The 24,664-nt window shown below is 46.6% G+C and carries 21 protein-coding genes and 1 other RNA gene; 19 read left to right on the plus strand and 3 right to left on the minus strand.

Features of this window, described 5'->3' with window-relative positions:
• The first annotated feature begins 214 nt into the window (after window positions 1-214).
• From glyQ to rnpB, 8 genes are all read left to right on the plus strand, one after another.
• Window positions 215-1,102 carry a glycine--tRNA ligase subunit alpha gene (gene glyQ, locus AC1DE7_RS16025; protein ID WP_017687252.1) on the plus strand — a complete coding sequence of 296 codons (888 nt, stop codon included), beginning with the start codon at window positions 215-217 and terminating at the stop codon, window positions 1,100-1,102.
• The gene (glyS, locus tag AC1DE7_RS16030; protein WP_036615031.1) at window positions 1,095-3,170 is read left to right on the plus strand and encodes a glycine--tRNA ligase subunit beta; all 2,076 of its coding nucleotides are present in this window, start codon (window positions 1,095-1,097) and stop codon (window positions 3,168-3,170) included. The genes glyQ and glyS overlap by 8 nt, the downstream gene beginning before the upstream one ends.
• 208 nt (window positions 3,171-3,378) lie before the next feature.
• Window positions 3,379-3,867, plus strand: coding sequence for a YaiI/YqxD family protein (locus AC1DE7_RS16035; protein WP_047843776.1), 489 nt, complete (start codon window positions 3,379-3,381; stop codon window positions 3,865-3,867).
• Window positions 3,868-3,914: 47 nt separating this feature from the next.
• A complete protein-coding gene (gene dnaG, locus AC1DE7_RS16040; RefSeq protein WP_036615029.1) occupies window positions 3,915-5,735 on the plus strand; it encodes a DNA primase in 1,821 nt (606 codons plus the stop codon).
• A gap of 43 nt (window positions 5,736-5,778) precedes the next feature.
• Window positions 5,779-6,918, plus strand: coding sequence for an RNA polymerase sigma factor RpoD (gene rpoD / locus AC1DE7_RS16045; RefSeq protein ID WP_017687256.1), 1,140 nt, complete (start codon window positions 5,779-5,781; stop codon window positions 6,916-6,918).
• Window positions 6,919-7,102: 184 nt separating this feature from the next.
• A complete protein-coding gene (locus AC1DE7_RS16050; protein ID WP_477534789.1) occupies window positions 7,103-7,861 on the plus strand; it encodes a tRNA (adenine(22)-N(1))-methyltransferase in 759 nt (252 codons plus the stop codon).
• Window positions 7,837-8,952, plus strand: coding sequence for a Nif3-like dinuclear metal center hexameric protein (locus tag AC1DE7_RS16055; RefSeq protein WP_477534790.1), 1,116 nt, complete (start codon window positions 7,837-7,839; stop codon window positions 8,950-8,952). The genes AC1DE7_RS16050 and AC1DE7_RS16055 overlap by 25 nt, the downstream gene beginning before the upstream one ends.
• 82 nt (window positions 8,953-9,034) lie before the next feature.
• Window positions 9,035-9,444, plus strand: an RNA gene (rnpB, locus tag AC1DE7_RS16060) — RNase P RNA component class A.
• Window positions 9,445-9,701: 257 nt separating this feature from the next.
• Here the strand turns inward: rnpB and AC1DE7_RS16065 are convergent.
• Window positions 9,702-10,931: an aminotransferase-like domain-containing protein gene (locus tag AC1DE7_RS16065; RefSeq protein ID WP_036615022.1), complete on the minus strand. Its 1,230-nt coding sequence runs from the start codon at window positions 10,929-10,931 to the stop codon at window positions 9,702-9,704.
• A 107-nt stretch (window positions 10,932-11,038) separates the two neighbouring features.
• Between AC1DE7_RS16065 and pdxR the strand changes: the two genes are divergently transcribed.
• Together pdxR and AC1DE7_RS16075 are read left to right on the plus strand one after the other, a co-directional pair.
• Complete coding sequence (gene pdxR / locus AC1DE7_RS16070; RefSeq protein ID WP_036615019.1) at window positions 11,039-12,559, plus strand: MocR-like pyridoxine biosynthesis transcription factor PdxR; 1,521 nt, start codon at window positions 11,039-11,041, stop codon at window positions 12,557-12,559.
• Window positions 12,560-12,645: 86 nt separating this feature from the next.
• Window positions 12,646-12,903, plus strand: a complete 258-nt coding sequence (locus AC1DE7_RS16075) for a hypothetical protein (protein ID WP_036615016.1) — start codon at window positions 12,646-12,648, stop codon at window positions 12,901-12,903.
• A gap of 102 nt (window positions 12,904-13,005) precedes the next feature.
• Here AC1DE7_RS16075 and AC1DE7_RS16080 read toward each other — a convergent pair whose 3' ends face one another.
• Window positions 13,006-14,880 carry a S8 family peptidase gene (locus AC1DE7_RS16080; protein ID WP_477534791.1) on the minus strand — a complete coding sequence of 625 codons (1,875 nt, stop codon included), beginning with the start codon at window positions 14,878-14,880 and terminating at the stop codon, window positions 13,006-13,008.
• A gap of 283 nt (window positions 14,881-15,163) precedes the next feature.
• Here AC1DE7_RS16080 and AC1DE7_RS16085 point away from each other — a divergent pair, with 283 nt between their 5' ends.
• From AC1DE7_RS16085 to thiI, 6 genes are all read left to right on the plus strand, one after another.
• Entirely contained in the window at window positions 15,164-15,670 is a 507-nt protein-coding gene (locus tag AC1DE7_RS16085; protein WP_017687263.1) for a YpuI family protein, read from the plus strand.
• 166 nt (window positions 15,671-15,836) lie between these two features.
• Entirely contained in the window at window positions 15,837-16,055 is a 219-nt protein-coding gene (locus AC1DE7_RS16090; protein ID WP_074095869.1) for a DUF1540 domain-containing protein, read from the plus strand.
• Between the two features lie 35 nt (window positions 16,056-16,090).
• Window positions 16,091-16,504: a hypothetical protein gene (locus AC1DE7_RS16095; protein WP_477534792.1), complete on the plus strand. Its 414-nt coding sequence runs from the start codon at window positions 16,091-16,093 to the stop codon at window positions 16,502-16,504.
• Window positions 16,505-16,695: 191 nt separating this feature from the next.
• Window positions 16,696-17,448 carry a lytic transglycosylase domain-containing protein gene (locus tag AC1DE7_RS16100; RefSeq protein ID WP_340984625.1) on the plus strand — a complete coding sequence of 251 codons (753 nt, stop codon included), beginning with the start codon at window positions 16,696-16,698 and terminating at the stop codon, window positions 17,446-17,448.
• Between the two features lie 172 nt (window positions 17,449-17,620).
• On the plus strand, window positions 17,621-18,769 hold the full coding sequence (locus tag AC1DE7_RS16105) for a cysteine desulfurase family protein (protein WP_477534793.1): 1,149 nt from the start codon (window positions 17,621-17,623) through the stop codon (window positions 18,767-18,769).
• A gap of 5 nt (window positions 18,770-18,774) precedes the next feature.
• The gene (gene thiI, locus AC1DE7_RS16110) at window positions 18,775-20,016 is read left to right on the plus strand and encodes a tRNA uracil 4-sulfurtransferase ThiI (protein WP_036615288.1); all 1,242 of its coding nucleotides are present in this window, start codon (window positions 18,775-18,777) and stop codon (window positions 20,014-20,016) included.
• A gap of 123 nt (window positions 20,017-20,139) precedes the next feature.
• On the opposite strand, the gene AC1DE7_RS16115 is transcribed toward thiI, so the two are convergent.
• Window positions 20,140-20,850 (minus strand): TerC family protein, encoded by a 711-nt coding sequence (locus AC1DE7_RS16115; protein WP_036615002.1) that lies wholly within the window; start codon window positions 20,848-20,850, stop codon window positions 20,140-20,142.
• 87 nt (window positions 20,851-20,937) lie between these two features.
• Here AC1DE7_RS16115 and AC1DE7_RS16120 point away from each other — a divergent pair, with 87 nt between their 5' ends.
• The 3 genes from AC1DE7_RS16120 to typA all read left to right on the plus strand — a co-directional run bounded on the left by AC1DE7_RS16120 (window position 20,938) and on the right by typA (window position 24,405).
• Window positions 20,938-21,597: a TerC family protein gene (locus tag AC1DE7_RS16120; protein WP_036615000.1), complete on the plus strand. Its 660-nt coding sequence runs from the start codon at window positions 20,938-20,940 to the stop codon at window positions 21,595-21,597.
• A 291-nt stretch (window positions 21,598-21,888) separates the two neighbouring features.
• Window positions 21,889-22,383 (plus strand): hypothetical protein, encoded by a 495-nt coding sequence (locus tag AC1DE7_RS16125; RefSeq protein WP_036614997.1) that lies wholly within the window; start codon window positions 21,889-21,891, stop codon window positions 22,381-22,383.
• Between the two features lie 177 nt (window positions 22,384-22,560).
• Window positions 22,561-24,405 carry a translational GTPase TypA gene (gene typA, locus AC1DE7_RS16130; RefSeq protein WP_036674819.1) on the plus strand — a complete coding sequence of 615 codons (1,845 nt, stop codon included), beginning with the start codon at window positions 22,561-22,563 and terminating at the stop codon, window positions 24,403-24,405.
• Window positions 24,406-24,664 lie beyond the last annotated feature (259 nt).

Consider the following 24,664-nt stretch of genomic DNA (forward strand, 5'->3'; position numbering starts at 1 on the left):
ATCGGTTTTTGAAACGGCACTCGGGAGCATGAATGGACACGGAAAAGTGGGCTGGAACGAACAGGATCATCTTGTTTGATCTAAGCCAAGTAGGGTGGAACCGCGGGAATAGCTCTCGTCCCTACGTCTGTACAACAGGCGTAGGACGGGGGCTATTTATTGTTGTCTTCACCGTCCTAAGCTTGCTAACAAACCATTGAAAAGGAGCATGATTATGAATTTTCAGCAGATGATTCTAACGCTGCAACAATTCTGGGCCGAGCATAACTGTATTATTGTCCAGCCATACGATACGGAAAAAGGGGCAGGTACGATGAACCCGATGACCTTTTTACGCTCGCTTGGACCCGAACCTTGGAAAGTGGCCTATGTGGAGCCTTCCCGTCGTCCTTCGGACGGACGTTATGGTGAGAACCCTAACCGGCTGTACCAGCATCATCAGTTCCAGGTCATCATCAAGCCTTCTCCGGACAATATTCAGGAAATTTACCTGGAAAGTCTGAAACGTCTTGGCATTGATCCGCTCAAACATGATATTCGGTTTGTTGAAGATAACTGGGAGAATCCTTCCCTTGGTTGTGCAGGTCTTGGTTGGGAAGTATGGTTGGACGGAATGGAAATTACACAATTTACGTATTTCCAACAGGTCGGTGGGATCGAGACAAATCCGGTAGCTGTTGAAATTACGTATGGTATGGAGCGTTTGGCTTCTTACATTCAAGATAAAGAGAATGTGTTTGATCTGGAATGGGTGGAAGGTATCACTTATGGTGATGTATTCCGTCAGCCAGAATTCGAACACTCTAAATATACGTTTGAAGTATCTGATGTCAAAATGCTGTTTACACTCTTCAACATGCATGAAGAAGAAGCAAACAAGGCCATGGCGCAGCATCTGGTATTCCCGGCATATGACTATGTGCTGAAATGTTCCCACACGTTCAACCTGTTGGATGCACGTGGAGCCATCAGTGTAACGGAACGTACGGGTTACATCACACGTGTTCGTAATCTGGCTCGCCAAGTCGCTGCAACATATATGGAAGAGCGTGAGAAGCTAGGCTTCCCGCTGATCAAGAAAGGGGGAGCCGAGCATGTCTAAGGATTTGTTGTTCGAGATCGGGTTGGAAGAAGTACCTGCACGCTTTATGCGCACAGCAATCGCACAGCTGCAAGAGCGTGTCGTGAAATGGCTTGACGCATCCCGCATTGCTTATGGTGAAGTGAATGCATATGCTACACCGCGCCGTCTGGCTGTTTTGATTCACAATGTGGCTGAAAAGCAGGAAGATATCGAGGAAGAAGTGAAAGGTCCTTCACGCAAAATTGCCCTGGACGACAGTGGCAATTGGAGCAAGGCTGCACTCGGATTCGCCCGCAGTCAAGGTGTTGAACCGGACCAGTTCACGTTCAAGGAACTGAACGGTGTCGAATATATCTATGCAACGAAGAGCAGCAAAGGTGTGGAGACGGCTTCTGTAGTTGGCGAAGGATTACTTTCTGTATTACATGCCATGACGTTCCCAAAATTCATGCGTTGGGCTTCCTATGATTTCAAATTTGTACGTCCAATCCGCTGGATTGTGGCTATGCTCGGCAGTGAGGTTATCGATCTGGAAGTGACAGGTATTAAGTCGGGTAATGTAACTCGCGGACATCGTTTCCTCGGTAAGGAGGCTGTGATCTCCACTCCGTCTTCATACGTGGAAGTGTTGCGTTCCGAACATGTCATTGCTGATATCCAGGAACGTGAACAGATGATTGTATCCCAGATTCAGGCACTGGCTGCGGAGAAAAAATGGGATATTGCGATTAAGGAAGACTTGCTGGAGGAAGTTCTGTTCCTGGTGGAAACACCTACCGTATTGTTCGGGACATTTGACTCCTCATTCTTGAATATTCCACAAGAAGTATTGATTACTTCCATGCGTGAGCATCAGCGTTATTTCCCTGTACTGGACAATGAAGGACAATTGTTGCCATTCTTCGTGACGGTACGTAACGGTGGAAGTGATTCACTGGACGTTATTGCCAAAGGGAATGAAAAAGTTCTGCGTGCACGTCTGTCTGATGCCAAGTTCTTCTATGAGGAAGATCAGAAGCTACAGATTAAGGATGCATTGTCGAAGCTGGAAAGTATCGTCTTCCAGGAAGAATTGGGAACGGTTGGAGATAAAGTGCGTCGTATTCGCAAGATTGCCGATGGACTTGCTACCAAACTGCAAGTATCCGGTGATGTTGCTGAATCCGTTAGCCGCTCAGCAGATATCTGCAAATTCGATCTGGTGACACTGATGGTGGGAGAATTCCCGGAACTGCAAGGTGTGATGGGTGAGGATTACGCTCGTAAAGCTGGCGAAAAAGAAGAAGTGGCCAAAGCGGTATTTGAACACTATCAGCCACGTTTCGCTGGAGATCAATCCCCTGCTTCTCTTGTTGGTGCCATTGTGAGTGCTGCGGACAAAATGGATACAATCGTGGGTTGTTTCTCCATCAACATTATTCCAACGGGTTCTCAAGATCCGTATGCGCTGCGCCGTCAGGCTGCAGGTATTGTACAGATTTTGCTGGATCACAAGCTTCCGCTGACATTGTCAGACGTGTTCGGAGTAGCACTTCAAGTGCATGCCCAGATGAACCTGTTGAAACGTGCAGATGAAGAGGTTCGTAAAGATCTGCAAGACTTCTTTGGTCTTCGTGTGAAAAAATTGTTGTCCGAAACAGTTCGCTACGACGTAGTGGATGCCGTAATTTCTTCCGGATTCGATGATATCAGCGCTGTTGTACCAAAAGGTGAAGCGTTGATGGCGGCTGTTATGACAGGAGACGCATTCAAAACAACGGTTGAATCGTTCAACCGTGTGGGTAATCTGGCGGCCAAAGCATCCAATGCTTCCGTACATCCAGAACTGTTCACAGAAGATGGAGAACGTCAGTTACATGAGGCATGGAGCAAAACGAATGCAGAATATCGTCAGGCGTTGACTCAGCATCATGCTGCTGAAGCACTGGCTATTGCATCTGCCTGGAAGGATGGTATTACCTCATTCTTCGATTCGGTCATGGTTATGGCTGAAGATGAAGCTGTTCGGGCGAACCGACTTGCCTTACTCGCGGCTATTGATCGTGACTTGAAAGGATTTGCTGATTTTTCCAAGTTGGTTTGGTAATTGGGCGAATTTCATGAGTCCTTTTCCACAGACTTGGCGCAAAGCTAAAATTCAGTATTAAAGAAGGATATATGAGGGTATAAATATACGGAACGGGTTGTGAATTGTATTTTTGACAACCGCTCCGTATTTTAGCCTTTGATTTCCCTCGTTCCGGCAGAAGGATTTTGCCTGGCCGGGGTCGTATATAACAATATGCAGCTATTTTATGAAACCGGGTGGTCTGGGTTTGAGTGAGTTAAATATACGCCACATTGTTGTGGATGGTGATGCTTGCCCGGTCAAAACCGAGATTGCGCAAACAGCTCGCCTTTTCAACATCCCCGTATTGTTAGTCTCTTCATTTGATCATTTGCTTCAAGGAGGAGAAGGGGTACGAACCGTGCAAGTGGATCGCAGTGATCAGAGCGCAGACCTGTATATTGCTAATCATATTAAGCCATATGATGTGGTTATCACTCAGGACTATGGACTTGCGGCACTTGCGCTTGGCAAACGTTGTTATGTTTTGTCCTTTCGTGGTCGTGAGTTCAACGATCGTGACATTGATTTCATGTTGGATTCTCGTCATACTGCGGCCAAAGCACGAAAAAGAGGCCATTACGGGAAAGGCCCAAAGCCTTTCACAGAGCAGGATCGAGAAATGTTTCAACATAAACTGACAAAACTTTTAAAAGATTTGCAGGAGAATGTGTAAGTTTATCGAATTATATTTACGTGTTGAAGAGATGAAGGTGGCCAGAGATGAGTACCGGACAAGGCGGTATACCCGAAAGTATTATTGAATCGGTGTTACAGCAGAATGATATTGTCGATACGGTGAGCCGATTTGTGCATCTGACCAAACAGGGGAAGTATATGAAAGGCCTCTGTCCTTTTCATTCCGAGAAGACGCCTTCGTTCACCGTTACACCTGAGAAACAAATTTTCTACTGCTACGGTTGCGGCACGGGCGGAAATGCCATCAAATTCAGGATGGAAATCGAAGGGTTATCCTTTCCCGAGGCTGTCAAAACGATGGCGGAAGAAAGTCACATCTCTATGGGGGACTGGCAAGGGCGTGAATCTGCTCATGTGAATCCGGAGACAGAACGTCTGTTGGAGGCTTATGAGCTTACCGCGAAGCTGTATCATTTTTTGTTGAAAAATACAGAGCACGGCAAGTCAGCCATGGAGTATTTACGCTCAAGAGGTTTTGGCGACAAGTTGATTGACCAGTTCCAGATTGGTTTCGCACCAAATCGTTGGGACACACTGGTACAATTTCTTGAGAAACGTAACTATCCACTCGAAGAGATGGAAAAGGGTGGACTTCTGTCACCCCGAAATGAAGGTCAGGGATATGTGGATCGATTCCGAGACCGGATTATGTTCCCGATTAATGGCAGGAGCGGTAAGCCGATTGCATTTGCAGGACGCATATTGGGAGATGGGCAACCGAAGTATCTAAATTCACCGGAAACCCGGTTATTTAACAAAAGCCGTGTTCTCTATAATCTGCATCATGCCAAGAATGCAATTCGCAAACAAAGACAAGCCATTTTGTTCGAGGGATATGGTGATGTCATCTCCGCATGGGACCAGGATATCCAGAATGGTGTAGCGGCAATGGGCACTGCGTTAACCGAGAATCAGGCACTGATGCTCAAAGGGATGTGCGACGAAGTCATCATATGTTATGACGGCGACAGAGCAGGACAGGCTGCTGCACTCAAAAACTTCCCTATTCTTGAGGAAGCTGGATTGCAGGTCAAAGTGGCTCTCATTCCCGAGGGACTTGACCCGGATGATTTTATCCGGAAGCATGGTGGTGAACGGTTCCGAAACCAGATTGTGGACGGTGCCGTGACAACTACAAAATTTAAACTTATAAACTTAAAAAAAAGCCATATACTGCTAGAGGGTGGCGGACAAATCGCCTATTCGAAAGAAGCAGTAAAGTTGATTGCACCCTTACCTTCTCCAACAGAAAGGGAAGTGTATCTTCGTGAACTGGCTGCAGAAGTGGACGTATCGTTCGAAACATTGAAGCAGGAGTGTAATGAAGAACGGGAGGCGATGAAAAATAACCTCCAGTTTGGGGATAATAACCCGAAAAGGTGGAATAATGGTAGGCAACAAAATAGGCAGGTGCCTACACCCAATCTGTTGCCGGCTTATCACGCTGCCGAACGCAAACTGATTGCCTGGATGTTGCAGGATGATGAGGCTGCCCAGTACGTGAATGAGCATCTTGGTGAAGCTTTTAACTTGGATGATCATGCAGCTATTGCTGCTTATCTATATGCCTACTATGCGCAAGGCAAACCGTCGGATACAAGCCGTTTTATGTCTTCACTGCATGACGATCGTCTGGAAAAAACGGTCAGTTCAATCTCGATGATGGATGGTCCAGGTGAATGGAGTATTCAAATGCTCGATGATTGCATCAGGGAAGTGCTGAAGCATCCGCGTAAGAAAGAGTACGATTTGAAAAAAGAAGAAATGATTGCTGCAGAGCGGGCAGGTGATTCTGTACGCGCGGCACAGATTGCAATTGAAATGATTGCCCTAGAGAGACAGTGAACGTCTGATGATTAGATGTTTCTAGGGAGGAGGGAGTCGAATTATGGCGAATGATCAGCATACTGAACTAGAAACAGAATTGACACTGGATCAGGTTAAAGATCAATTGATTGAATCAGGTAAGAAAAGAGCTTCGCTGAATTACAAGGAAATTATAGAGAAACTCTCTCCTTTTGAGCAGGATGCAGAGCAAATGGATGAGTTCTATGAGCAACTGAGCGATCTGGGTATCGATGTAGTGAATGAAAATAATGAAGAGGTTACACTTCGTCCTAGTGAAGATTCCGAGAACAACACCAGAGAGGGAGAGGACGAATTCCACTTTGATGATGATCTGAGCTTGCCGCCAGGTATCAAAATCAATGACCCTGTCCGTATGTACCTCAAGGAAATTGGTCGTGTGCCACTGTTGTCGGCAGATGATGAAGTACAACTGGCTAAACGGATTGAGAACGGGGATGAAGAAGCCAAGCGTCGTCTGGCTGAAGCTAACTTACGACTCGTTGTCAGTATCGCCAAGCGTTACGTTGGACGTGGAATGTTGTTCCTTGATTTGATTCAGGAAGGTAATATGGGTCTGATCAAAGCGGTTGAGAAGTTCGACCACAAAAAAGGATACAAGTTCAGTACGTATGCAACATGGTGGATTCGCCAAGCGATCACTCGTGCTATTGCTGACCAAGCGCGTACCATTCGTATCCCTGTGCACATGGTGGAGACGATTAATAAGCTGATCCGGGTATCCCGTCAGCTGTTGCAAGAACTTGGGCGTGAACCGACACCAGAAGAAATCGCTGCTGAGATGGATCTGAGTGTAGAGAAAGTTCGTGAAATTACGAAGATTGCACAGGAACCGGTTTCTCTGGAAACACCGATTGGTGAGGAAGATGATTCCCATCTGGGTGACTTCATTGAGGATCAGGAAGCACTTGCTCCGGCGGATGCTGCTGCGTATGAGTTGCTGAAAGAACAGCTCGAAGATGTATTGGATACATTGACTGAACGTGAAGAGAACGTGCTTCGTCTACGTTTTGGTCTGGACGATGGACGGACGAGAACGCTGGAGGAAGTCGGCAAGGTATTTGGTGTTACGCGTGAGCGTATTCGTCAGATCGAAGCTAAGGCTCTTCGTAAGTTGCGTCACCCGAGTCGTAGTAAACGACTCAAGGATTTCCTCGAATAATCGAACTATGGGAGACTTTCCGCAAGACGCTTTAGCGGCGGCGGGGTCTCCTTTATTTTTAATTTAAACGTCTTGATTTCTTGGTTTTGGAAATTCATCCTTGAAATGTTTTATTGGATTTTATTTTATCGCTTTTCCTTGTTCAATGCAAATCAATAAATTAAATGAATGGTGTAGGTGCTTCATGAAACTTTCGAATCGATTACAGCGAATACATGATCAAATTCCCGATGGCAGCCGGATGGCTGATATCGGTTCAGACCACGCGTTGCTGCCAGTAGCCGCAATCCGCAGTGGGAAAGCTGCAAGTGCAGTAGCCGGGGAAGTCAATCCTGGCCCTCATGATGCTGCATGCAAACAAGTCAGCGATGCTGGCTTGAAAGAAAAAATCACGGTGCGTCGTGGAGACGGTCTTGATGTGATCTCTGCGGGTGAAGTGGATGTCATCACCATCGCAGGCATGGGCGGTGCCTTGATTGCTTCTATTTTGGATAGAGGTTTATCCAAACTGGAAGGAGTCCAGTTACTTATTTTGCAACCAAATGTGGGTGAGGATATCCTCAGACGCTGGTTACTGGAGCATCACTGGGTGGTTGTAGCAGAACAGTTGCTCGAAGAAGATGGCAAGATTTATGAGATTATAACGGCGATGCCACAATCTGTAAGCCCGATTGCCAATGTAGAGGTGTATCGTGCACGTCCGCTTCAAGGCGGGACAGAATTGACGGAAGATTTGCTACTACGGATGGGGCCTTATTTGGTTGATCGACCGACGGATGTATTTTTTTCCAAATGGGAAAGTGAGATCGTCAAACTGCAAGGGGTTGTTAACTCCATCTCCAAATCCGATCAGGATTCTTCCCGGGACAAGGCGGCTGAGGTAGAGCGTCTTATCGCAAACTTGAAGGAGGTTTTGGCATGTTTGCCAAAGGTCAAACTGTAATTCAACTGATGGAGCAACTCGCTCCCAAACATCTGGCTGTACCGGATGACCGCATTGGTCTCCAGCTTGGCAGTTTGCAAAAAGAAATCCGTCACGTGTTAGTAGCTTTGGACGTGACGGATGAGGTGGTGGACGAAGCGATTCGTATCGGTGCCAACCTGATTATCGCTCATCACGCGATCATTTTCCGTCCGGTTAAGTCACTGAGTACAGATACACCTATGGGTAAATTGTATGAAAAGCTGATTAAGCATGATATTGCTGTCTATATCAGTCATACAAACCTGGATGTGGCCGAGGGTGGGATGAATGACTGGATGGCCGATGCACTTGGCATCGAGAGTAAAGAATCGCTGGAAGATGTACACACAGATCATCTGTACAAGCTGGCTGTCTTTGTGCCTCGTACCCATCATGAACAGGTTCTTCAGGCCATTCTGGAAGCCGGAGCGGGGAGTATCGGTCAATACAACAAGTGCAGCTTTAACACGGAAGGTACAGGAACATTTGTACCTGGTGAAGGGACTCAACCGTTTATCGGTACCCAAGGGCAGATGGAACGTGTGGAAGAAATGCGTATTGAGACCATCGTACCCCAAAGTCTGAGAAGTAAGGTCGTTCAGGCGATGCTTAAGGCTCATCCGTATGAGGAAGTGGCCTATGACCTCTATGCAATGGATTTAAAGGGCCGTACGCTCGGTCTGGGACGCTTGGGACCCCTTAGGGATCCTAAGACATTAGGTGAGCTAGTGGAGGTCGTGAAGACCCAATTCAATGTGCCTCATGTGCGGGTAGTAGGAGATCTGAACAAGCAGATCAAAAAAGCAGCGGTTCTTAGCGGATCTGGCAGCCGTTACGCGCTCACTGCCCGCTTCAAAGGTGCGGATGTTATTGTGACTGGAGATATCGATTACCACACGGCTCATGATGCGTTAATGGCAGGTATGTGTATCATCGACCCGGGACATAATTCCGAGAAGATTATGAAACCAAAAACAGCGGATTGGCTTCGTTCCCGTTTGGAAGAGAAACGATATGATACGCAAGTTACAGCTTCAGAGGTAAATACGGAAGTATTCCAGTTTATCTAAAAAGATCGTTGCTGTGCAGCTCCCAGTAATATTAAGCTTGTCTGGGAACCTAAATGCCTGTATACTATGTAATGTTGTTCGGAAAGCTTGACAGACAATCGCTGGTGGCCTTTGTTGCTACGAGAGGAAAGTCCGGGCTCCACAGGGCAGGATGCTGGATAACGTCCAGTCAGCGCGAGTTGAAGGATAGTGCCACAGAAATGGACCGCCGATGGCCGGATTTTCCGGCACAGGCAAGGATGGAACCGAGGTGTAAGAGACCCCGAGGAACGCTGGTGACTTCGTTCCTGGTAAACCCCATCTGGAGCAAGACCTAATGGGACACAGCCGCCTCTTCGGAGGAGGCAACCTTAGCCCGAGGTGTGTCTAGGTTGGTCGCTTGAGCTGTGCAGCAATGTATGGCCTAGATAGATGATTGTCGCTTCTGGTGGGAGGGTAGTTCCCGTATGAACCACGAAGAGCACAGAACCCGGCTTACGGTAAGCTTTCCTAACTGCAACAACAACACTATTGCAACACAATGTAGTCCACCTATCAGTCGAGGACAACTCGTATGAATTATCCGATGGCCTGACTGATCAGAAGGACCCATGAACATCTAAAAAAACTTAACTCCTGTTGATAACAGGTTCTATAAAAATAAGGCGGCAGTTCCGATATTCTCGGGCCTGCCGCCTTATTTTTGTTTCTCATATCAAGTTATTAATCTTCATATGCTAATGGAATAGTCAAACGTTTATGACAGTTCATTACAGTGTAACAACACTGTCCGATGTTAAGGAAGCATGCCAACGTTGGATGGCGCGATCCATTCTTTCCACGGCTTCCGGAAGGAGCTCAGGGTCCGTATGAGTAAAGTTGATCCGCATGCGGTTTAACTCTGGTGTACCTGCATAGAAGGAATCACCAGGGACAATGCACACTTTCTCCTGGATTCCATAAGTGAACAGATTGCTTGCAAGCATGCCTTCAGGCAATTGCAGCCACAAGAACATGCCACCTTGAGGTGAATTCCACGAGATACCTTCCCAAGCTTTGGCTGCCATAAGAGTAGTCAGTGTTTTCATGCGTTGTTCGTAATCCTCTGAAATATGGCGGATATGCGCATCCAGATCGAAAGATTCAAGTAGTGCATGAAGCGCTCTTTGGTCAATGCTGCTGGAGTGCAAGTCAGCACCTTGTTTGGCTCGTGCTGCCATTTTGACAATATCGGGGGCAGCCAGTATCCAGCCCGTACGAAGGCCAGGTGCTACCGTTTTGGAGAATGTACTGGTGTAGATAACGTTGGAAGGGCCGTCATAGGATACTGCATCCAGTTCTGCGAGAGCAGGGACATCCAATTGCTCCGGATTAAACCGAATTTCACCATAGGGATCATCTTCCAGAATGAGTACACCATACTTGCGGCACAGATCCACAGCCTGCTGTCTTCTTTCTCGCGACCATACTTTTCCCGTAGGATTGGAGAACGTGGGATTAATATAGACAAGTTTTGGACGATGCAACTGGAGCTGTTCCTCCAGAGATTCAGGCAACATGCCGTGATCATCACAGGCTACGCCGTGAGATTCAGCCTGATAGGAATGAATGACTTGCAGAGCAGCGAGGTAGGTTGGTGATTCAACCAATACGCGGTCACCTGGGTCGAGAAGGATGCGGCAAACCAAGTCAATGGATTGCTGTGAACCCGTAGTGAGAAGCATGTGATCGGGTGAAGCGGGAATGCCCTTGGATTCAAGACGTTCGGCGATTTTGGCGCGAAGAGGACGGTAACCCTCAGTCTCCGCATATTGAAGAGCGGCTGCTCCGCTCATAAATACTTTTTCATATGCAACGCGTATGGCTTCCAGCGGGAATGAAGTCTGGGCTGGTAATCCACCGGCTAGAGAGATCATTCCAGGTGCCTGAGCGGCCTGGAGCATGTCGCGAACGACAGAGGACGGGGTGTTTTGTGCCATTTTGGACCAAGGGATACTCATGTTATTCTCATCTCCTGTTATTCACTGTTATACTGATATTATAAACTATAATAGACGGACTACACTATAACAGTAAAATGAAGATCATAACAGTTGGGGGAGCACATATGCATATTGAATTAAAGCGGGGAAGCAGTACCAAATTGTACGTGCAGATTGCGCTAACGATTGCCGATCGCATCAGATCAGGACTCATTGAACCCGGAACCCGACTTCCTTCTGTTCGCAAAATGACCGCGGATTTGGGTGTCAGCCTGGTCACTGTATCCAAAGCGTATGCTGAACTTGAAGCGATTCAATTGATCACCTGCTCCCAGGGGAAAGGTTGTTATGTGAGAGGTACATTGAACGTGGATCAGATGGAGGATGTGGACCGAACGCAACGAAACAATGCCAACAGTGAATCCAGTACGTCATGGAATTGGCAGATGGCACTGGTGGATTATTTACCGCGAGCCCAGCTCTGGAGACATTTTGATACGTCACCTCAAGTGCGGTATGAACTTCATATGTCAGCGATTCAGCCTGAACTGTTGCCTACACGAGAGATTATCGACAGCGCCTACCGACTCTCCTCTGATCATACAGAGCGTATGGCAGCTTACGGATCTTTTCAGGGGGATCGGGAGCTTAGACAGATCTTGGCCGAACACTTTGCCGAGCGTGGACTACAGGCTGCACCTGAACGCATGTTAATTACAAGTGGTGCTCAGCAGGGGATCGATCTTGTGGCACGAACTTTTGTCGGACCTGGGGATGTTGTATACATGGAGGCACCAAGCTATACCGGAGCCATTGATGTATTTACGAGTAGAGGCGCGAAGATCATTACGGTCCCGATGGATGACGAAGGCATGCGTATTGATCTGTTGACCCGATTATGTGATACCTATCCACCCAAGCTGATCTATACGATCCCGACCTATCACAATCCAACAGGTATCACGATGAGCGCAAGAAGACGAGCACAACTTCTTAATCTCGCGCAAAGTTACCACTGCCTCATTCTGGAGGACGATCCGTTTGCAGATCTTTATTTTCGGGACCCTCCCCCGGCCTCAATTAAATCGATGGATGGGACAGGTCATGTCGTATATATCAAAAGCTTCAGCAAGGTGTTGTCTCCCGGTTGCCGTATAGCCTGCGCCATCGCAGACGGAAGTGTATTGACCCGGCTTGTGGCCGCGAAATCTACGGCGGATCTGGGGAGTCCGCTGCTTACACAAAAGGCACTGCAATCTTTCATTCAGAATCAGTACGGTGCCTATGTATCCCGATTGAGGGATGAATTGTATTCTCGCTTGTGTGCAGCATCTGAAGTGCTGGAAGAGCATGCTACTATGGGCATGCAATGGCGCTTGCCAGAGGGAGGACTCAATCTGTGGCTCCAACTTCCGAGTAACTTGGATATGCGTGAGTTGCATCATCAGTCACTTGCTGCAGGGGTCTCTTTCCTCCCCGGTTCCGCCTGTTATGTAGGGGAGATGGATACACCAAGTCTGCGTATCTGCTTCACGGTAACAAACGTTGAGCTTTTGTGTGAAGGACTTCGTGTACTGTGCCAAGTCATTGACAGAGTAACACCTGGGCAGGGTGGGACAGTGGCGGACAGGCTACCGCTCATATAATTTTTCGGACTATGGACATACATCCAATCCACTTTCGATCTGTTGCAATAGGTTATAGTATCACCAGAAAGGGAGTTGGTTTTGAAATGAACCATTACTGTCCACCGCTTTGCCCGATTGTCTGTGACCCGATCCAGGTTGTTGAGGATTATTACATCCCACAAATCGTGCCTGTAATCCACCCGATTGAAGTGATCAAAAAACATCACTGTGTTCCGATTCATCACCACATGTATCCTGTTGTTGTCAAAGAAGAAGATCCTTGTTATGTATCCAGCCATAATCCGAAGAAAAAATCCGTGAAAAAATCAAGCAAAGCCCGCACAACTTCTCGCAAACGCTAATCGCAGCGGGTGCCCCGGGGAATTGGATATAAACCAAAAAGAGCAGCGTACGCCCCGGGGCGCAGCTGCTTTTGTGTTTTTTACAGATTATCCTCATTACGCTTACTGCGTATACTTTTTCATCGTATTATCCATTTGTTGTCTGACATGTTGTGGCCAGAACTGCAAAGGAGCGCTGTTGCCTGATGCGGCTTGCAGTGCCTTATAGACATCGATTTGACCATAGCCGCAATATTTATCGTGACCCGGATCACCGAGGTCAATAACACTTTGGCGCATCAAATCCATCACTTCCGTGTTGGTCAAATCCGGGTTCAACGAACGAATCAAACCTGCAAGTGCGGCTACATGAGGGCTAGCCATGGACGTTCCAGACAAGGCTGCATACTGATTGTTTGGATAGGTACTGGCGATACTGGACCCCGGAGCCATCACATCCACATAGTCCCCGTAGTTGGAATAGGAAGCTTTGCTCATATCCGGGTCCGTAGCAGATACGGCAAATACTTCCGGATAAGCAGCAGGGTATCCTGGACGCTCGGTATTATCGTTCCCCGTAGCTGCAATCAGGACGATATCCCGGTCAAAAGCGTATTTAATGGCATCATGAAGAAATTGCGCATCAGCATAATTGCCTAGACTCATGTTGATAACTTTGGCTCCATGATCGGCTGCCCAGATGATGCCTTCGGCAACGGCATATGTGGTACCAGAACCTGAGTTGTCGAGTACTTTAACCGGGAGTACCTTGTTATACCAGCTCATGCCTGCCACGCCTTCGTTATTGTTGACAATAGCGCCGATAATGCCTGCGACGTGTGTTCCATGTCCCACATCATCCATCGGTTGGCTTCCCGGCTCGACCACATTATAACCCTCAAGGAGCTTGCCCTTCAGGTCAGGATGATTCATATCAACCCCCGTATCAACTACTGCTACGATGACATCTTTGTTTCCCTTGGTAATATTCCAACCTCTGTTTGTCTCAATCGCAGGCAGGTTCCACTGATAATCGGAGAACAAAATGTCATTGGGTATCGTTACATCTGTTTGTTCAGTTACAGTATCATTGGTTAAATACATATAGTGGGGCTCCATATAGAGTGGATTCCATTTGCTATCGAAATAACTATGCAATTGTTTGTAACTCATGTGTTCTGACCGAAAAACATACGTGTATCCCAGCTTGCGCGCAGATTGCGCTCTCAGATCGGATTTAATGATACGCAGATCCCGTTCACCGGGATCTTGGCGAAAACGGATGACGATTTCATTTTCATAAAAATGACTGGCATTTGCATTATCATGTCCAGTTTTTACTGTGATTTCGTTAAGCGTATCCGGGTGAACAGACTCAATTTTGAATTTACCCTCACGCGGATAAGGGATCATGCGCAGATTTTTGCGCTGATGTTGTTCAACAGCATTTAATACGTTCTGACTGAACAAGGCAATTACAGCTCTTTTGCCATCTTTGGAGGGTTGCCCCATAACAAAGTATTTTTCTTTTCCCAAAGGAAAAGAAGAGGATTCAAAACTTTGACGTTTGTTTACCGCTTTTTTGGCAAGGTTGAGCGAATGTTGAAGCTTCTGTTGTTCCAACTTGCTTCCTTGTGTGGAGGCGTGATCAAAGGGCTTGTTAAATGAGCCATTGGTATTCATCAGATGAATGGATCTGATATGTTCATGTGAACTTTGGAGATCATTCACATATCGGCTAACCTGAGCAGCATTCATTGTGGCGGTTTTCTCCAGCATGATACTGAGATGTTGCTTGGCATCCATACGGGTCAGAAGATCGGTTGCTTTGACATCCTGCACTTTCAGACGATGCTTACTCGTGTGCTCCTCATGAGCAGAGTCAGACAGGGCACCTGGCTTAGGTTCGGGACGATTGGATGTTGGAAGCAGGAGCGTCAGAGCGAGTGCTCCTGCACCAGCTGCAAGGGCCCAGTTAATCCATTTCGGTCTGGACATGGTGGATGGAACCTCCTTCGTTCATTTTGAACAATCATTAACAGTGCTTCGTCGTTGTCACTGGTTATATCTATCGTTAGAAAAAGCGGATATTTTTATGCAGGCGGGTTCGAGTCTAACTGCGTATAATAGGCATGTTTAACGGCAGAAGCGGAAAGCATGATTAAGGGATACCGCTCGTCATCTTTTTATGGTAGGATTATAGCTGAGAATTCAAAGGTCAGGGGAAAACCACCGTTGGCCGACCTATATGTAAGGACTTATTTAAGGGGGAGCTACCTTTATGTCAGCAGCCAATGTACAGAAAACATGTGAGTCAACTAGGGAAAAGTTAAAACCGGCTATCGATCGGATTGAAAATTTTTTGAATGAGAATGCTTTGCCTGAACTGGATCAGAATCAGACGGAAGAATCAACAGCCTTCTACAAAGGATTTCTTTCAGATCTCCGTCATTTGCTCGTTTTTTCTGAAGTTTCTTACGAAAAACTTGGCGTTGTGCTGCGTCGTGCCAACTTTGATGTCGATTTTGCCGAAAAGGCTCTTTATAATACGTATCACCAATGCGTAAACAGCTTTTTCTATCCCAAAAATGAATGTTATTCCGAAGACGGAAGATACGCTTACACAGGACAAGATGCCATTCGTTTCCGTGACAAGCCAATCCGTGCAGTACGGGATGTCATTCTTGAGGTTTCCAAAACGTACGAAGAATTGCGCGATGATCTGGCATATTATGAAAGTGATTACCTGACTCAGCGCCGTATGCAAAATCAACGGAATCACGCCTAATTAACGTTTAAACCTGAATATGAAATTGGACGAAACCGCCCTTGTGGCGGTTTTTTTGTGATTTTAGTGAGAATCAGACGAGGTGTAATCATGTCATCATCTGGCATTTTGACGGGGAATATCACGTTTGTGGCGGGGAGACAATAGTAGTCGAGGTGATAAAAAAATGAGCCAAGACAAACCAATTGTCAAATGCAGCGTCTCCAACTGCAACTTTTGGGGAGAGAACAACTTCTGCCACGCTGATGCCATCATGATTGACATCGACCAACACGCCACCCGTCGTCTGCATGAGGAATTTGCCGGTGAGACATTTGACTCCGATCACCATGATCATGCACGTACATCCTCTGCAACATGCTGTCACACGTTCAAACCGAAGTGAGCAGTCATCCCTATTCATAACGGAGGTGCTTCCCAATGAAAAATGACGATAATAAGTTTAATTTTCAGGATCGCCCTAAAATCAATGTTGACGGTGAAAAACAGCGTATGCGCGTCGATTATCCCAGAAAAGCACATCGGGAAGAATACGGGGCAGAGTTCGCTCCTCCGACTGTCGTAAGAACTGGAGGTACCGAACGGGCAGAGCCTGTACCTGAGAAGCATGAGGCAGACCGGGTCATGGAATCAACAGGCAAGGTTGCGGGTTACATGGGACTTGCCTTCGGGATCGCGTCTTTGTTCATGTGGTCAATCGTACTTGGACCGGCCGCAGCCGTACTGGGTTACTATGCCTATGTGAATGGTCGTAAGACAGCGGGAGCCTGGTCCATTGGACTGGGTGTTGTAGCTACGCTGAGTTATTTTTTCATGATTCCATTCGCTCGCTAACGTGTAAAATGATTCATTCAAAAGCCTTCTGTTCTCACTCAAATGCGGTGAACTACAGAAGGTTTTTTTCGTATATGCGCAGGTTATGTGGAGAGATTCATATATTTTTTTGAAAACAATGGAACCTTGCTGTAAAACGATGTAGAATAAGGTCATAATACGCTTAAATTATACGGGAGTGGGTATATCTCATGCAGATTGATCCAAACGGATCGCGGCAGTTGTTGGAACTGCAATTGTCCAATGTGAATAACCAAACCAGTGGATCACAATCGGATGCTGGTTCAACAGTGGATTTCGCCAATGTGATGGACGGGCTGTTAGGTACGGGTGCCAATACGACGAGCAATACAGATTCCACCGCGACGGTCTCCAAAAGATCCAGTGATGGTCTGTTGTGGCTGCAACTCGGAAGCACGTACAATCCGGATATAAATACGGCAAGATCGTCCTCTGTCTCCAATAACATCGTTGAGTCTTTATTATCTTCATCCAATACAGGAATCGTGGATTCCGGTGCATCTGTACCTACGGATTATGAATCTTTGATTGCCGAGGCAAGTGCCAAATACGGTGTTCCTGAATCATTGATCAAGGCCGTCATTGACACAGAGTCCAATTTTAACCCAAATGTGGTGTCCTCTGCCGGTGCCAAAGGGCTCATGCAATTAATGGATGGCACGGCTGCAGGGCTGGGTGTGAGTAATTCATTTGATCCTGCCCAGAACATTGATGCGGGTACGAAGTATCTTTCCCTTCAGCTCCAGCGTTTCGGTGGAGAAGTGAAGATGGCACTTGCCGCGTATAATGCAGGACCGGGCCGTGTTTCACGTCTGGGCGTGTCGAGTGATAGCGAACTTATGAGTGTACTTAACCGTCTGCCTTCCGAAACTCAGAATTATATCTCCAAGGTGGAGAAGGCACAGTCGAAATATGTGATCTAAACTCACAGATAGACAGTTGTGAAAACACATGATAGGCAGGATGAGATCAAATGTGGGAGCAGAAACGCTTGAAACGCCTGTTCCCGGTTGGTCTTTTTGTGTTGTATGGGTATCGTGTTACAATGCTCACTGTAGGTTCAAGAACGAAGAGATAAGGGAGGTCTAACCTCATTTGAAATATTTTGATTATGCTGCAACCACACCTCCCCATCCTGATGTGATTCGTACGATGGCCGAAATTATGGAGACACAATTCGGTAATCCGTCCTCCATCCATGGGTATGGAGAGCGTGCCGATCAGTTGCTGCGTCGTGCTCGATCTGGATGCGCTACGGCAATCGGCGTTAAGCCTGAAGAGATTGTATTTACTTCCGGTGCGACAGAGAGTAACAATCTTGCGATAAAAGGTGCGGCATTACGTTATCAGTCACGAGGCAGACACATCATCACTACGGCTACCGAGCATGCCTCGGTGTACGAAAGTTTTATGCAATTGCAGCAGTGGGGATGGGAAGTGACATTAGTTCCCGTGAATTCCGATGGTGTGGTAGACGCTCAACAGGTTGTAGACGCGATCAGACCGGATACGGTGCTTGTGAGTCTGATGCATGTAAACAATGAAACAGGTGCCATCCATCCGATTGCAGAGATCGGTAAACAGCTCAAAAAGAAAGCACCACGCGTGCTTTTCCATGTGGATGGTGTTCAGGGCTTTGGGAAAATGGAGGCGAGACCTGCCGATTGGGGTGCAGATCTGTACAGTCTGTCTGCTCACAAAATTCGTGGACCGAAGGGAGCAGGTCTCCTGTATGTTCGAAGTGGAGTGGAGCTTACGCCACTATTGTCAGGAGGCTCACAGGAGCAGGGCCTAAGAGCAGGCACAGAAAACGTGGCCTTGCTGGTAGGCATGGCAAAGGCCATACGAATGGCAGCAGAAGATCAGGTTGATTTTGCACGGCGTACAACGGTGCTCCGTGATCGATTGATGGAAACAATACGTGTTATTCCTGAATTTGAATTGAACAGTAGCCCAGAGGGTGCACCTCATATTGTACACTTCTCCTATCCCGGGATGAAGGCAGAAGTGGCGCTGCACACCTTGGAGCAACTTGGCGTAACCATATCGACCCAATCTGCCTGTTCTTCGCGCTCGGCTGAACCGAGTCGGGCATTACTTGCGATGGGCAGAAATGCAGCTTGTGCTGGTGGCGGATTGCGTATTAGTCTTGGAGATGAACATACAGAAGAAGATGTAGCCTTGCTTGAACAGGCTTTACATCAGATGGTGGCGCAGTTGCGGCCCCTCGAAAGGCGGATGTAATGGATATGAAATATGATATGCTACTTCTCCGTTTCGGAGAGTTTATGTTAAAAGGGAAAAATCGTGCCCGATTTGAGAAAACGATCATTACACAGGTGAAAGCTTTGCTTAAACCTTATCCAGGAGCGAGCCTTCGCAAAGAATATGGCCGTGTCTATGTGGATCTTGGCGGTGAATCACATACTGAACTGATTAAGGTGCTGAAGCGGGTATTCGGTGTGATGTCGATTAGTCCGGTTAAAGTTACTCCATCCGAGCTTGATGAGATTGTGAAAACAGCAGTTGCGTTTATGGACGAAAGGGAAGACGAATTCAAGGAAGGCACCACATTTAAGGTAAATGTAAGGCGGGTATGGAAGGAGTTCCCGAACTCTTCCCATGAAATGAACCATTTGGTCGGTTCCCCGATCCTTCGGAAGTTTCAGCAATTAAGTGTTGATGTTCGTCAACCTGATATTGAACTGCGAGTGGAAATTCGGGATCAGGGTACCTATATTTTCAACGAAACCATTCCGGCAGTCGGCGGGTTTCCGCTGGGCACGAATGGCAAAGCAATGGTACTGCTATCAGGTGGAATAGACAGCCCGGTGGCAGCCTGGTCTTCCATGCGCCGTGGACTTGAAGTGGAATGTGTACATTTTTACAGTTACCCGTTCACAAGCGAGCGCGCCAAAGAGAAAGTCATTGATTTGGCCCGTGCCCTTGCTGATCATGCAGGAACAATCAAGCTGCATCTGGTTCCATTTACGGAGATCCAAACGGCATTTACCCAGCTGGGTCAGGATAATCTGATTATTACGCTGATGCGACGTTCAATGCTGCGAATTGCATCCAAACTTGCTGAGCGTGAGCGGGCATTAGCACTGATCACCGGGGATAGCCTGGGCCAAGTAGCGAGTCAGACTCTTCCGAGTATGAATGTCATTGGTCGTGCGACGGATCTGCCACTGTTGCGACCACTGGTTATGATGGATAAACAGGAGATCATTACCCTGTCCAAACAGATCGGAACGTATGACATTTCTATTTTGCCATATGAGGATTGCTGTACTCTCTTTGTGCCAAAGTCACCTTCAACCAATCCAAATCTTCGAATTGTGGATAAAATAGAATCAACAATGAGCCATCTGTCAGAATGGGTGGATCAAGCGGTGGAACAAACTGAAACGATCACACTGCACGCCGGTGAAACTTCTGTGGTAACGAATCCGACAGGCGACAATGGCATGAAGGATGACTGGTTCTAAACTCAATAAAAATTAGCATAGCTGACATAATAAGGGCTATGTTAACTGCAAAAAAGGACTGTCCGATGAAATATCGTTCAGTCCTTTGCTGTATTCAGGATGAAATTTTTAGTTTAAATTAGCCTACGAATAGGAGCGCTGCTGTTCCCCGCCAGATCCCTTGTGGCCGGAACTGCTGGAGCGTTTGCGATAACCTGCAAACACTACACCTGCAATAACCACAACGATAAAGAGAATGCGCAATGCCGGATGTTCCGTAAAGTAAGGCAAGAGTCGCTGTTCCTCAGTGATCATATTGGAAGCCGTATACCCGAGAACAATGGCTCCGACATAGATGATCCAAGGAAAGTGATTAATTAGCTTGATAAACAGGGTACTGCCCCAGACGATAATAGGTACACTAATCAGGAGTCCAAGGATGACAAGCACGAGATGCTGCTGCGCTGCTCCAGCAACTGCAATCACGTTATCTAATCCCATGGCTGCATCCGCGATCACAATGGTACGAATAGCGGTCCACAAGGAAGTTCCCGCCTGGACATCATTGTGTTCATCTCCCTGATCCGCCAATAATTTATAGGCAATCCAGATCAGAAGTATGCCTCCCACAAGCAAGAGCCACGGAACTTTAAGCAACCATAAAACAACAACTGTTGCTAAAATTCGAATCAAAAGTGCGCCGCCAGTTCCATATAGAATCGCCTTTTTCTGCACGGAAGGGTGCAAATTTCGAGCTGCGAGACCAATGACGATGGCATTATCCCCAGCCAGAATTAGATCAATAAAGACAACGTTCAGCAAAGCCAGCCAGAATGTGGGACTAAATAGCTCCATGATATATGTCACTCCTTATATACGGTTCAATCATTAAGAATAGCATGGACAACTCCGACATACAAGTTAATGTGGGGGGATGAGGACATGGATACACTATGGCTGTTAACTGAAATTTTAATGATCAATCTGGTATTAAGTGGAGATAATGCGGTTGTTATTGCGCTTGCCAGCAAGGATCTGCCACCAATACAACGCAAAAAAGCGGTATGGTGGGGAGCTTTTGGTGCGGTACTGCTGCGTTGTGTGTTAACCTTTGTAGCGGTATTATTGCTGGGAATTCCCTTTATCCAAGCGGCAGGTGGGCTGTTGCTACTCTGGATTGCAATAAAGCTGCTGCTTCAAAATGAGGATGAAGTACATATTCGAGAAGCTTCTACGACCTGGAAAGCCATTCAAACCATTCTGATTGCCGATTTTGTAATGAGTTTGGATAATGTTTTGGCCATAGCGGCTTTGGCAGATGGAGATTTGGCTCTGATCGTCATTGGGATTGCAATCAGTATCCCCATCGTCGTATGGGGGAGCGGCTTAATTGTTGGTTTGTTGAAGCGATTTCCGATTCTTGTATTCGTCGGATCAGGCATCCTGGCCTTCACAGCAGGTGAGATGGTGATGAAAGACCCCAAGTTAGGAGAATGGCTGGGAGGTATGGCATCAGAGGTACATACGCTGCTACCCGTAGCCATGGCTTGTCTTGTGGTTGCGATTGGAGGCGCACATAAATTTGTGCGTAAGAACGCATAGTTTAATTTTGGATAAAAGCTTGAACATATGACCGTCTGAACCGTCCGGTTTAGGCGGTTTTGTGGTGACAGAATACGCTTGTCAATACAACAACCATTGGGCTAATCATAAGTTGCACATTTTAGGGTAATACAGGTAAAGGGCGCACGCAAAGTGCGACATAAAGTATAGTTTTTTGCCGAAACATCGGATACACTAGAAGCATGATTACAGGTTTGAATATCAACAGTCAGCATGGAATGCGTATCGTTTATGAAGAAATAAAGTACATAGCCATAGTATAAGAGGTGATTGAGGATGAGAAATGAAAAAGCGATTGGACTATTTATTGCAGCTGCGGGAATTATTATTCTGCTTGGCAAGTTTGGCGTGTTTGGATTTATTGGTCGTAATTTCTGGCCTTTGCTGATCCTGCTGCCAGGCATCGCCCTTCATGCGTTATATTATGCGCGTATTTCACCATCGTGGTCACTCGTTCCTGCCGGCATACTAACGGTGTATGGTGTTTTATTCAGTATAACGAATACATGGGGTGCTGGACTTATGAGCAGGCTGTGGCCAGCATTCTTGCTAGGGATCGCCATAGGGTTACTCGAATATGGGATGGCTGAACGACGAAGACCGGAATATGTGTTACCTGCAGCTTTGATCCTTGGTGCGGTGTCCATCATATTATTCGGATTTACCTTGTTGCAAACGGGAATAATCTATGTACTTGCTGTCCTTTTGATCTTGGGTGGAGTCTGGTTATTACTTGGACGAGGACGTCAAGGGAGAGGCTGGTAACATTCCCAGTGGTCTTTTCGTGCGAAATATCTTGATTTTTACCTATAATAAACTATAATATAAGGGATATAGACATGCGTCGGGATATCACCGACGCTTATTTTGTGAGTAACCTGCGAAATTGCGGGAAGTTTAAGTAGATATGATTTGAAATTGGAAAGGATATGGATACAAAACATGCATTCAAGAGAACACATTCGCAATATTGCGATTATTGCCCACGTCGACCACGGAAAAACAACACTCGTTGACAAGTTGCTCCAGCAATCCGGTACTTACCGAGATCACGAAACGGTACAGGAGCGCGTAATGGACTCCAACGATTTGGAGCGTGAACGCGGTATTACGATTTTGGCCAAAAACACGGCTATAACTTATAAAGATTACCTGATTAATATTGTGGATACACCAGGACACGCCGACTTCGGTGGTGAAGTTGAACGTATCATGAAAATGGTTGACGGTGTATTGCTCGTTGTTGATGCTTATGAAGGCTGTATGCCACAAACGAAGTTTGTACTTCGTAAAGCACTTGAGCATAACCTGACACCAATCGTTGTTGTAAACAAAATTGACCGTCCAGCGGCTCGTCCGACTGAGGTTATTGATGAAGTATTGGACCTGTTCATTGAACTGGGTGCCAACGATCAACAACTCGAATTCCCTGTTGTATATGCTTCCGCATTGAACGGAACATCCAGCATGGATAATGATCCTGCCAAACAAGATGACAACATGATGGCGATCTACAATACCATCGTTAGTCATATCCCACACCCTACCGAAAATGTTGAAGAACCACTTCAATTCCTCGTTACTTTGATGGACTACAATGAATACCTTGGCCGTATTGCCATTGGTCGTGTTAACCGCGGTGTGATCCGTCAAGGACAATCGGTAACGGTTATTATGCGTGATGGTAAGAGTAAAACTGCACGTATCGAGAAACTGTTTGGTTTCCAAGGTCTCAAACGTATTGAGACGGAAGAAGCAGGAGCAGGCGACATCGTTGCCATTGCAGGGATCAAGGACATCAACATTGGTGAAACCATTGCCGACCCTAACAACCCGGAAGCTTTGCCAGTTCTGAAAATTGATGAGCCAACACTGCAAATGACGTTCCTCGTGAACAACAGTCCATTCGCAGGTCGTGAAGGTAAATGGGTAACTTCCCGTAAACTTCGTGAGCGTTTGTTCAAAGAGTTGGAAACAGACGTTTCCCTTCGTGTTGACGAAACGGATAGCCCGGATGCATTTATCGTTTCCGGACGTGGTGAGCTCCACTTGGGTATCCTGATTGAAAACATGCGTCGTGAAGGATATGAGCTTCAAGTATCCAAACCAGAAGTTATCGTAAGAGAAGTTGACGGTAAGAAAATGGAACCTGTTGAGCGTTTGTTGATTGATATCCCTGAAGAGAGCATGGGTTCCGTAATGGAGAGCCTGGGCGCACGTAAAGCAGAGATGGTTAACATGGTTAACACAGGTAGTGGTCAAGTTCGTCTGGAGTTCCTAATTCCAGCACGTGGTTTGATCGGATATAGCACCAACTTCCTGACATTGACTCGTGGTTATGGTGTAATGAACCATGCATTTGACAGCTACGCTCCAGTAGTATCCGGTCAAGTGGGTGGACGTCACCAAGGCGTGTTGATCTCAACTGAAACGGGTACATCTACGTTCTATGGCATGATGGGCGTTGAAGATCGCGGTACGCTCTTCTTGGAGCCGGGTACTGAAATTTACGAAGGTATGATTGTTGGTGAACATACACGTGACAATGATATCGTTGTTAACATCTGCAAAGAAAAACAACTGACTAACGTTCGTTCTTCCGGTAAAGATGATACGGTTAAAATTAAAACTCCAATTATCTTCTCGTTGGAACAAGCGCTTGAATATCTGAATGAAGATGAATATTGTGAGATTACACCAAAATCTATTCGTCTTCGTAAAAAGATCCTGAACAAATCCGAGCGTGAGCGTGCAGAAAAACAACGCAAAATGGCTTCTAAAGCCTAATAACAACAAAATAAACTATATAAGTTAGCATTTGATGGAACACATATGCACCATCGGCGTTGATTACAATCCACTAAAGTAGTGGAGGATACGGAATCGATTCTGTAGGAGCGAAGCGTTCGCCTTTATCCCCGGATTTTACCATTGAAAAATGGATCAAAAAAATCTGGGGATAACAGCGACCAAAAGAACGATCCGAATCCGAAACGGTCATATTGCAGAGCTTTGTAATTAATGTTGTTGGTGTTGTTCCATCAAC

It is taken from the genome of Paenibacillus sp. 10L310 (assembly GCF_056395745.1).